The organism is Rhodococcus sp. (in: high G+C Gram-positive bacteria) (assembly GCF_049286785.1).
GTDB lineage: Bacteria > Actinomycetota > Actinomycetes > Mycobacteriales > Mycobacteriaceae > Rhodococcus_F.
In genome coordinates, this window is record NZ_JBAQEO010000019.1 from 25,109 (window position 1) to 35,474 (window position 10,366).

9 protein-coding genes are annotated in these 10,366 nt (G+C 65.4%); all 9 read right to left on the bottom strand.

The genetic code is table 11. The annotated features are described in order from the left end of the window. Positions 1 to 123 precede the first annotated feature (123 nt). Complete coding sequence (gene hpf / locus WAW17_RS00980) at positions 124 to 801, bottom strand: ribosome hibernation-promoting factor, HPF/YfiA family (RefSeq protein WP_422331161.1); 678 nt, start codon at positions 799 to 801, stop codon at positions 124 to 126. A gap of 172 nt (positions 802 to 973) precedes the next feature. Beyond that, positions 974 to 1,690 (bottom strand): ComF family protein, encoded by a 717-nt coding sequence (locus WAW17_RS00985; protein WP_422331162.1) that lies wholly within the window; start codon positions 1,688 to 1,690, stop codon positions 974 to 976. Positions 1,691 to 1,741: 51 nt separating this feature from the next. Beyond that, the gene (lpqB, locus tag WAW17_RS00990; RefSeq protein ID WP_422331163.1) at positions 1,742 to 3,532 is read right to left on the bottom strand and encodes an MtrAB system accessory lipoprotein LpqB; all 1,791 of its coding nucleotides are present in this window, start codon (positions 3,530 to 3,532) and stop codon (positions 1,742 to 1,744) included. Then, on the bottom strand, positions 3,529 to 5,304 hold the full coding sequence (gene mtrB / locus WAW17_RS00995) for an MtrAB system histidine kinase MtrB (RefSeq protein ID WP_422331164.1): 1,776 nt from the start codon (positions 5,302 to 5,304) through the stop codon (positions 3,529 to 3,531). Before mtrB ends, lpqB begins: the two co-directional genes overlap by 4 nt. Then, positions 5,301 to 5,978, bottom strand: coding sequence for an MtrAB system response regulator MtrA (mtrA, locus tag WAW17_RS01000; RefSeq protein WP_422331165.1), 678 nt, complete (start codon positions 5,976 to 5,978; stop codon positions 5,301 to 5,303). Before mtrA ends, mtrB begins: the two co-directional genes overlap by 4 nt. A gap of 46 nt (positions 5,979 to 6,024) precedes the next feature. Further along, the gene (locus WAW17_RS01005) at positions 6,025 to 6,687 is read right to left on the bottom strand and encodes a dTMP kinase (RefSeq protein ID WP_422331166.1); all 663 of its coding nucleotides are present in this window, start codon (positions 6,685 to 6,687) and stop codon (positions 6,025 to 6,027) included. A 108-nt stretch (positions 6,688 to 6,795) separates the two neighbouring features. Then, on the bottom strand, positions 6,796 to 8,280 hold the full coding sequence (ahcY, locus tag WAW17_RS01010; RefSeq protein WP_422331167.1) for an adenosylhomocysteinase: 1,485 nt from the start codon (positions 8,278 to 8,280) through the stop codon (positions 6,796 to 6,798). Between the two features lie 91 nt (positions 8,281 to 8,371). Continuing rightward, positions 8,372 to 8,992, bottom strand: coding sequence for a TetR family transcriptional regulator (locus WAW17_RS01015; protein ID WP_422331168.1), 621 nt, complete (start codon positions 8,990 to 8,992; stop codon positions 8,372 to 8,374). Between the two features lie 127 nt (positions 8,993 to 9,119). Next, positions 9,120 to 10,366 (bottom strand): amino acid permease (locus WAW17_RS01020; RefSeq protein ID WP_422331169.1); only part of this gene is annotated, 1,247 nt, incomplete at its 5' end.

Genomic DNA, 10,366 nt, shown 5'->3' on the forward strand with positions numbered 1-10,366 from the left:
GATGGGTGGCACACAGAATCCGGCCGGAGGTCCGAGAACCCCGGCCGGATTCCATGGTAGGCGCTCTGCCGCTCGGAGGAGTAGACCGACCACTCTCAGGTGTTCAGGCAGGACGCGAAAGTGTCACGCGAGACGGATGAGGCCGTAGTCGAACGCATGCCGGCGGTAGACGACGGACGGCCTGTCCGTCTCCTTGTCGTGGAACAGGAAGAAATCGTGTCCTACCAGCTCCATCTCGTACAGAGCATCGTCGACGGTCATCGGCACGGCCTTGTGTTCCTTGGTACGCACCACCTGCCCGGGCCGATGCTCCTCCTTCTCCCCGGACTCCAGGGAAATATCGGGACTGATGGCGAGACTCTCGTCCTCCGCCAGCGTGGCCGTGGCCTCGGCCACCGAGACGGGCGTCTTCTCGCCGTAATGGACCTTCTTCCGGTCCTTGGTCCGGCGAAGCCGGCTCTCGAGCTTTCCGGTCACAGACTCGAATGCCGCGTAGAAGCTGTCGGCGCTCGCTTCGGCGCGAGCTACCGGACCCTTTCCCCGTGCAGTGATCTCGACGCGCTGACAGCTCTTCATCTGGCGTCGATTGCGTTCGTGTTGGAGCTCTACGTCGAAATGGAAGATGGACGGATCGAAGCGTTCGAGGCGCGACAACTTCTCGGAAACATAGACGCGGAAGTGATCGGGCACCTCTACGTTGCGTCCTTTGACGACTATCTCGGCGTTGGGGGTGTCCGCCTTCTCCTGTGCACTTTCGGCGTTTTCGTCGGCGAAAACCGAGGCTTTCGAAGGGGTCGTCACTGTACCTCCCGATTACGGCCCCGCCCCATGATGGGCGGCGGCAATTTCTGAGCAATGCCGGGAAGGGGATCCGCCCGGCACCAGGTTCGAAGTACCACCTCCTACCTGTGTTTTCGGGTGTGCCCGCGACGCTAGTACGTAACTCGCGCGAGTGCCACTGTTCGGCTGAAATTCACATGACACCGGCCACGACGACCGCGACACTCACTCGGATCCCGGCCCCCGACAGCACCCGCACCGACTCCGACACGGTGGCTCCGGTGGTCGAGACGTCATCGAGCAGAACAGTCGAAATTTGCTGGAGTACAGCCGATTCCGAAGACAGATACCCCGCGAAACGCTCCCCGTTCCGGGTCAGACGAACTGCTCCCGACAGGTTGGCCTGGCGCAGATCTGCCGACAGCCCTACCGAATCGCGCACCCCTCTCCGCAGCCCGAGCGCGCAGCACACGCTGCGCGCTCCCACAGCCGCGACGGCCATGCGCGCGACCGGGTCGCCGCCCCGTGCCCGTGCCGCTCGCGCACGGGACGGGGCGGGAACGAGAACGAGGGACGAACACTCCGGCGGTTTCAGTTCACCCCACTGCTGCAGCCGGTTCAGGACGCCCGCGATCGCGGATCCGAGTGGTCGCGCGAGATCGCGACGGCCGCGTTCCTTGAGCGCGATCACCGCCCGGCGGCGGGGACCCGAATAGGGGCCCGCCGCCCACACGGGCACCCCGGGATCCACCCGCGGGCGCAGCAGCACCGGATCGTCGGCCAGCTCCGCGGCGCAGTCGGCACACCACTGTGTACCCGGGGCCGTACAGCCCCCGCATTCCGCCGGCAGGATCAGGTCCAGCAGGGCCCGGACTCCGGGCGGGCCACTCGTTCCGGGCACTGGGCTCATGGCGACAGTATGCGGGCACCCTCCGACACCGCAGTGCCGGCGTCGACACGGTCAGCCCGGCAGGATCGGAATCGCCTTCACGCCCGTCAGGCCGGGAACCTCCCGCCAGTAGCGGTCACCGGCCGGGTCGTTGTTGTTGAGCTGGAACACCGCCCTGGAGTCCGCAACGAACCCGGTGGTCGTCGATGCGTCCACCGCCACGACCGGAGCTGTCAGGTTGCGGCTCGGCAGCGCGTCCATGCGCGAACCGTCCACCGCGACCTGCACCACCGGGATCTCCGAGGCGGCTCTCGCCACCACGATCGTGTCGCTCGTGCTCCAGTCGAGAGACAGCGCGGGGCTACCCAGCCCCACCGCAATCGCGCGCGGATTGGTGAGGGCATACGTTCCACCCGGCAACTGCTCGACGATCGCCAGGTAGACCTTGCCATCGACGATGAGCGCCGCGCGGACCCCGTCACGGGACAACCGGAGTTCCGTAATCGTGGTACCCAGGGCGGTGACGGCCCCCGCGTCGACGCCCACAACGGACATCCGGCCCGTATCCGGCTCGCGCAGCACTCTGATGACAGTGTCGCCGTTCACTGCCGCCCAGATGGCGGAATTGTCGGGAGCCCAGGTGGGACGGGTGATCGCTCCCCCTTCCAGTACCGAGGCCGCACCTTCCTCGTACGCGCCGATCATCAGGGCACTCGCAGGCTCCGGCGTTGGCCGGCCGGTGTCCGCCACCGCGGCGACGAGCTTGCCGTCCTGGGACAGAGCCAGTGAACGCAGATTCCGGACGGAGCCGAAATACCCCGGCACCGGTGTCACCCCGGTCTCCGTCACGCTGACCATCGAACCCTCGCGCAGCGCATGGAGGCCGACCGTGGCACTCGAGGTGGCGAAAGGGTTCATGGAGGCAACGTCCGCAGTGGTCCAGCCGTTCGGGAAACGTTCGTCGAACGGCTCACCCTCCGACAGCAACACATAGGGCCCCGAGATCTCGGCGTTGGCGAGGGTCCAGATCACCTGGGCCGCGAACAGACTCCTCGCCTGTTCGTCCATGCCTCCGACGCCCTGGAAATCGATCCGGATTCCACCGAGTCCGACCCCCACCTGCGCGGTGCGTCCGTCGGCCTTGGTGACAGGCCCGCGAACCGAGACGCCCTCACCGAGTTCGTTGCGGACAGCAGGCGCGAGAGCCGATTTCGGCCCCTGGATCAGCAGGCCTACGAGCTGGCTCGCCATCTGATCCTGCCCCGCCGACACCCAGCGTGGATCCGGGACCACCGTCGTCCCCGCTGGGTCGAGGAAGTACAACGACTTGCGCTGGTAGGTGTTCAGGAACTGTGCGCGATCCAGGATCACGCCCGCAGGAAGGTCCGAGATCCGCCACTCGCCGCCCTGCATCTCGAGACCGATCTTGGTTTCGAAACTGCCGTCCTCCGCCACGTACAACCCGCCGGGCTCGAGCTGACCCACCTTGTTGGCGCGAATCGTGTAGGTCGCCCCGTTGGATGAACGCGACTCCGGCAGCACGTCGACCTTGTCGACGATCGTGGCGCTCGACGCGTCGTCCCAGCGGCTCGACATCGACGGAGTCAGGAACTGACGGGCCGCAAGGTGACGGTTGGACGGATCGGTACTGGCCTTGAAGAAGTCCCGGAGCAGAAGGTCCGGCTCACGTCCTGGGGCCGGGGCCGCGACGCTCGACTCCGGCGAATCCCGGTTGATCGTGCCGATCGCCTGGGGTGTCGACGAATCCGGCAGGCTCGCGCACCCGCTGGGCACCAGGAGCACCGCGCACAGGAGCGCACCGTAAACCGACCGCCGGGTAACGGATATCGGTCCGAGCGTCATTCGTCCTGCCCCGCGGACTGCGTACCGTCCCCGGTGCCGACGTGCGCGTTCTGAGGCTCACGCTTCATCGGCACGGTCCGGGACTCGTCGGCCGGCGATTCCGATTCTTCCTCACGCGCGGGCACCGACGAACCCGGGACAGGCTGTCCCTGCACGTGCTTCGCGGTTCCCGGCTTCAGCGGTAGCGGGCTCGCCATCACCTTGCGCCCGCGCACCCGCGGCAGTGTCAACCGGAAGCACGCACCTCTTCCCGGCTCGCCCCACGCCTCGAGCTTGCCGTTGTGCAGATTCGCGTCCTCGACGCTGATCGCGAGCCCGAGGCCCGTACCGCCCGAACGTCGCACACGAGACGGATCGGACCGCCAGAACCTGTTGAACACAAGTTTCTCCTCGCCCGGTCGCAGCCCCACACCCTGATCGCGCACGATGAACGCCACGGCGTTCTCGTCGGCGCGCAGGCGCAGAAGCACCGGTTTTCCTTCTCCGTGGTCGATGGCATTGGCCAGAAGGTTCCGCAGGACCCGCTCGACACGCCGGGGGTCGACCTCCGCCATGACAGTGGAGTCGGGCATGTCGACAATCAGCTCGGTTCCTGTTTCGCGGGCGAGATGACCCACCGTGGAGACCGCTGCTCGCGCGCACATCCGCACGTCGAGCTGTTCGGCCGCAAGCTCCGCGACGCCCGCGTCGTGCCGGCTGATCTCGAGCAGATCGGCGAGCAACCCCTCGAAGCGGTCGAGCTCCGCGACCAGCAATTCGGAGGACCGGCGCAGCACCGGATCGAGCTCGTCGCTTCCGTCGTGAATGAGGTCGGCCGCCATACGCACCGTAGTGAGGGGCGTGCGCAGCTCATGACTCACATCGGAGGTGAACCGCTTCTGGAGATTGCCGAACTCCTCGAGCTGGGTGATCTGTTTGGACAGGCTTTCCGCCATCTCGTTGAACGACATCGCGAGCCGTGCCATGTCGTCCTCACCGCGCACCGGCATGCGCTCCTTGAGCCGGCCGTCCGCGAAACGCACGGCGATCCTCGACGCCGAGCGGATGGGCAGCACCACCTGACGGGCTACGAGCAAGGAGATCGCGGCGAGGAGCACGGCGAGGACCGCACCGCCCACCAGCATCGTCCCGCGAACCAGGGAGAGGGTTCGATCTTCGCTCACGAGTGGGAAGACGAGATACAACTCGAGGGCCGAGACGTCGGACGACGTGGGACTGCCCACGATCAGCGCGGGCCCCGAGTAACCTTCGGGATCATCGACCGGGGCGAACTGGTAACTGACCTGTCCGGCCTGCACGAAAGCCCGAAGCGACTGAGGTATCTGGTCGGCGGCACCGCTCGATATCGGAGCCCGGGGACCGTTACCGGACACGATCAGGACCGGATCGAACGTGCCCGCCGAACCCGAAGCCTGACCGGCGTCGGGCTCCCGATTGGTGAGGGCCGCACGCGCACTGTCGAGCTGGGTTACCAGGGAACTGCTGTCGTCCGCGCCCGCGAGCTGATTTTCCACCGTGCTCCGCGCCCGATCCATCTCCTCGGTTGCCGCATTGATCTTCGTCTCGAGCAGACGATCGGTGATCTGACTCGTCAGCACGACACCGAGAACTCCGATGACGATCAGAGACAACGACAACGTCGAGACGACGACCCGCAATTGCAGTGAACGACGCCAGGTGTGCGCGAGAGTATTGCTGAGGGAGTGACCCCACCGAAGTATTGGCGTGACGCGTCGATTGACACGGCGCCGCCACCTGGAAACACCTGTCACGGCGGTCCGGCCTTGTAGCCGACCCCCCTGACCGTCAGCACGACCTCAGGATTTTCCGGATCCTTCTCGACCTTGGCACGCAGACGCTGAACGTGAACGTTGACCAGTCGCGTGTCGGCCGCATGACGGTAACCCCACACCTGCTCGAGCAGCACCTCCCGGGTGAAGACCTGCCGCGGCTTGCGCGCCAGCGCAACCAGCAGGTCGAACTCGAGCGGGGTCAGGGAGATCATCTCGTCCCCCCGGCTGACCTTGTGGGCGGGCACGTCGATCACGATGTCGGCGATACTGAGCAGCTCGGCCGGCTCGTCCTCGGTTCGACGCAGCCGTGCACGAACCCGTGCCACCAGTTCCTTCGGCTTGAACGGCTTCATGATGTAGTCGTCCGCACCTGATTCCAGACCCAGCACCACGTCGACCGTGTCTGTCTTCGCGGTCAGCATGACAATGGGCACGCCCGAGTCGGCCCGCAGGACTCGGCACACGTCGATGCCGTTCATGCCGGGCAGCATCAAGTCCAACAACACCAAATCCGGGCGGGTTTCCCGGACCGCGGTGAGCGCCTGCGTTCCGTCCCCCACCACGTACGGGTCGAAACCTTCGCCGCGGAGCACGATCGTGAGCATCTCCGCGAGCGCAGTGTCGTCGTCGACAACCAGAATCCTTGGCTTCATGTTCCCTATCGTTGCATCTTCGGGGCCGGTATCAGCCCGTTCGCCGTCACGACGTGCCGTGTTCTTTCTTCAAGAGTGCCAGGTTTCCGGCGAGAGCGGCCGGATCGGTGTCCGGGGTGAGCACCCACCACGGTGACACCCAGTCGGCTTTCGCCAACTCGCGGTACACCTCGGCTGTGCGCTCCTGAAGGCCGCCGTCCCGCTCGTAGGCGTCGAGGCTGCGGCCGCCGTCCGTCACCTCGCGCCCCCGGGCACGTGCGGCAGCCAACGCGACAGGAACATCGAGATACAACTGCAGGTCCGGGCGAGGCAGACCAAGGCGGCCGAATTCCAGAGTCTCGATCCACTTCACGAACTCGCCGTCCGCGTGCTGATGCAGCCGGGCCGCTCCATACGCGGCATTGGACGCCACGTAGCGGTCGAGGAGAACGATATCGTGTCCGGCGAGCAGCGCGGACAACTCGGCAACGGCGCCGGATCGGTCGAGCGCGAACATCACCGCCATCGCGTGGACCGATTCGCTGAGATCACCGTGCGCACCCTTGAGCGACTCCGCCGCCAGATCGGCGTGCACGGACCGGCCGTAGCGCGGAAAGTCCAGCGTGCCGACGCTCAGCCCGGCCTCGATCAGGCTCTTCACGACCCCAGTGACGAGTGTCCGTTTCCCGGCACCATCCAGACCTTCGAGCGCAATCAGTGTTCCTGTCATCAGCGTCCCGCTTTCGGTGTTGCTGTCATCAGCGTCCCGCCCAAGTCTTCCCACGAGGACAAAGCCGTCCCCCGGCCTTCGTCACCGCCGGCCGGGGGATGCTCACCGCTAGTAGCGGTAGTGCTCGGGCTTGTACGGGCCCTCGACATCGACACCGATGTACTCGGCCTGATCCTTGGTGAGCTTGGTGATCGATCCACCGAGTGCCTCGACGTGAATCTTCGCAACCTTCTCGTCGAGGTGCTTGGCCAGTCGGTACACCTCGTTGTCGTACTCCTCGGGCTTGGTCCACAGTTCGATCTGGGCGATCACCTGGTTGGAGAAGCTGTTACTCATCACGAACGAGGGGTGACCCGTCGCGTTGCCCAGATTGAGGAGCCTGCCCTCGGACAGCACGATGATCGAATGCCCGTCCGCGAAGCTGAACTCGTCCACCTGCGGCTTGATGTTGATCCGGGTAACCTCCGGTGACCGCTCGAGGCCGGCCATGTCGATCTCGTTGTCGAAGTGACCGATGTTGCCCAGGATGGCCTGGTGCTTCATCTGCTTCATGTGCTCGAAGGTGATGATGTCCTTGTTTCCGGTGGCCGTGATCACGATGTCGGCCTTGGAGATGAACTCTTCGACCGTCTTGACGTCGAAACCGTCCATGAGGGCCTGCAGGGCGTTGATCGGGTCGGCCTCGGTGACGGTGACGCGCGCACCCTGGCCGGCGAGAGCCTCCGCGCAACCCTTGCCGACGTCGCCGTAGCCACAGACCAGAGCGGCCTTGCCCCCGATCAGGACATCGGTGCCCCGGTTGATGCCGTCGAGCAGCGAGTGCCGGGTTCCGTACTTGTTGTCGAACTTGCTCTTCGTGACCGAGTCGTTGACGTTGATCGCGGGGAACACGAGTTCGCCGGCAGCAGCGAACTGGTACAGACGCAGCACACCGGTGGTGGTCTCCTCGGTGACGCCCTGCACCGAGTCGGCGACGGCGGTCCACTTGCCTGAGTCCGCCTGCAGCGACTTACGTAAGAGGGAGAGGAACACCTTGTACTCGTCGCTGTCGTGCTCGTCGTCCACCGGCGGGACGACGCCCGCCTTCTCGAACTGGGCGCCGCGCAGCACCAGCATCGTGGCGTCACCACCGTCGTCGAGAATCATATTGGCCGGCTTGTCGGCGTCGGGCCACGTGAGCATCTGCTCGGCCGCCCACCAGTACTCCTCGAGCGTCTCGCCCTTCCATGCGAAGACCGGCGTGCCCTTCGGCTGCTCGGGGGTTCCGTGCGGGCCGACGACGATCGCCGCAGCGGCATGATCCTGCGTCGAGAAGATGTTGCACGACGCCCAGCGCACCTCGGCTCCCAGCGCGGTGAGTGTCTCGATGAGCACCGCCGTCTGGACGGTCATGTGCAGCGAACCGGAGATACGGGCACCCGCGAGCGGCTGCACCTCCGCGTATTCCCGACGCAGCGCCATCAGTCCCGGCATCTCATGCTCTGCGAGCCGGATTTCCTTGCGGCCGAACTCGGCGAGCGAAAGGTCCGCCACCTTGAAGTCGATCCCGTTGCGGCTCTCGGCCACGGGCGTGCTTGAAACTGAGGTCGTCATCTGCCTCTCCTGTTTGACTGCTGTTTCGTTCAAGGCTATCGGTACGGCGACCCGTCGGGGGCACGCACATGGCAGTCCGCCGCCGCGGCGGTCACTGCCGATCGGCTCCGCCGGTGGCCGCGTCGACGAAAGGTCCGAGAAGAGCGCCGAGATCCTCCGCGACGTTCCTTTCGGATTCGGGCGGCATCGAGATGTAGCTGATAGCCAGTCGAACGATTGCGCGGCTCAGAATTCCGGCGTCGGACGGGGACGCGCGCACCCAGCACTGCTCGAAGACGAGGGCGAGCCGAGTCGATGCTCGTTCGATGATGGGCGCGCTCTCAGTGGTGATCAGACGCAGGAGATCAGGTTTCGTCTCACCGCGGAGAAGGGATTGCACCAGCGGATCGGCAAGGCTCGCAGCGAAGAAGGCCGTGAAGCCGGCGAGCAATGCGGCCCTGCCCTCGCCGACGTTGCTCAGCAAAGCGTCCTCGACCGCGTCGACCAGTTCGTCGGCCAGCCGCAGCGCGTACGCCTCGGCGAGCCCCTGCCTGGACTTGAACTCGTTGTACAGCGTCTGCCTGCTCACACCGGCACCGGAAGCGACATCGGACATCGTGATGTCGGACCAGTCCTTCTCCACGAGGAGATCTCGCATCGCATCGAGCACCGACTGCCGCAGCAACAGCCGCGTGGCCTCCTGATAGGGCACTCTGACACGCGACGAAGTCATGGCAGAGACCTTAGTGCCATCCCCACCGCCGTCGCCTGCCGGTGTCGGAGGGCCTCATCACGCGTATCCATGTCGACGTCGAATACCCACCGTCCCTTGCCGGGTCGTTCGGCGACCCGCGACGGTGTCAGACCTCGCCGCGGCTGCGGCGCTCCATCATCGAGTGCCTGCGGCTGTAACCGAAGTAGATGAGAATACCGAGGGCCATCCACACGACGAACCGGATCCACGTCTCGACAGACAGGTTGAGCATCAACCACAGGCAGGCCAGCACCGCGAGCACGGGCACGAGCGGAACCAGCGGCACCCGGAAACCGCGCGGAAGTTCCGGTCTGGTCCGGCGCAGCACCAGCACACCGATCGACACGAGGACGAACGCGAACAACGTGCCGATGTTCACCATCTCTTCGAGAGTGCCGATCGGGAAGAAACCCCCGAGAAGCGCCACCACGACACCGACGAGAACCGTGATGCGGACGGGTGTGCCGTGCTTTCCGGTGGGCGCGAGTTGCCGCGGCATCAGGCCGTCCCTGGACATCGCGAACAACACGCGCGTCTGGCCGAGCATCAGGACCATCACCACCGTGGTCAGGCCGGCCAGAGCGCCGAACGAGATCAGGTTCTTTGCCCACGTCACTCCGTGGATATCGAACGCGGTGGCCAGATTGGAGGAGTCCCCAGCCAATTCGCGATAGTCGACCATCCCGGTGAGCACCAGTGTCACGGCCACATACAGGACCGTCACGATCACCAGCGACCCGAGAATGCCCCGCGGGAGCGCCTTCTGGGGATCCTTCGTCTCCTCGGCCGTTGTCGCCACGATGTCGAATCCGATGAAGGCGAAGAAGACGAGACTCGCGGCTGCGAGGAGTCCGTACCAGCCGAACGTGCTGCCGCCCGCGCCGGTGACGTACGAGAACAGGGATTGGTGAATGCCCTCACCGGTGTCTCCCGCCTCGGACGGGGGGATGTACGGCGAATAATTGTCGGTCTCGATGAAGAACGCGCCCACGATCACCACGACCACCACCACCGCCACCTTGATGGTGGTGATGACGAGGGAGACCCGCGACGACAACTTGGTGCCCGTCACCAGGAGGACCGTGATGACAGCGACGATCCCGACGGCGCCCCAGTCGAACTTCACCGAACCGAGTTGGGCGATCGGAGTGTGGTTTCCGATCACCTCGCCGAGATAGAGTGACCAACCCTTGGCGACAACGGAGGCGGCGAGCGCGAACTCGAGAATGAGGTCCCAGCCGATGATCCAGGCAACGAGTTCACCGAACGTCGCATAGGAGAACGTGTAGGCGCTGCCGGCGACCGGGACGGTCGAGGCGAACTCCGCGTAGCAGAGGGCGGCCAGACCACACG